General features: G+C 63.7%; 1 protein-coding gene. It reads left to right on the top strand.

The window, feature by feature from the left end:
• On the top strand, window positions 1–590 hold a 590-nt coding region (locus A4R44_RS47230; protein ID WP_232792087.1), incomplete at its 3' end, for a condensation domain-containing protein.

Raw genomic sequence — 590 nt, 5'->3', positions numbered from 1 at the left:
GTGGTGCACCACATCGCGTGCGACGGGTGGTCGATGAGCCCGTTGCTGGGGGACTTGGCCACGGCCTACGCAGCACACAGACAGGATGCGGAGCCCGATTTCCCGGCTCTGCCGGTTCAGTACGTCGACTACACGTTGTGGCAACGCCAGCTGCTCGGCGACGAGCACGACCCGGACGGCGTCTTCTCCCGGCAGCTGGGCTACTGGAAAGAACAGCTCGTGGGTGTCCCAGCCCGGCTCGAACTGCCCTTCGATCGTCCTAGTGCGGTAGCGGAAAGCGCGGGAGCGTCGGTTTTGGCGGAATTCTCGCCGGAGATGTGTGCCGGTTTGTCCGAGATTGCCCGGAGGAACAACGCGACGTTGTTCATGGTGGTGCAGGCTGGCGTGGCGGTGCTGTTATCGCGCCTCGGTGCCGGTGCGGATATTCCGCTCGGGAGCCCGATCGCGGGTCGGACCGATGATGCGCTCGACAGTATGGTGGGGTTCTTCATGAACACGGTGGTGTTGCGCGCGGATGTTTCGGGAAATCCGGGTTTCACAGAACTGCTCGGCCGGGTCCGGGAGACCAGTCTTGCTGCTTACGCGCATCA

The organism is Amycolatopsis sp. M39 (assembly GCF_001651785.1).
Lineage (GTDB): Bacteria > Actinomycetota > Actinomycetes > Mycobacteriales > Pseudonocardiaceae > Amycolatopsis > Amycolatopsis rubida.
This window is presented reverse-complemented; position numbering and strand designations above follow the sequence as displayed.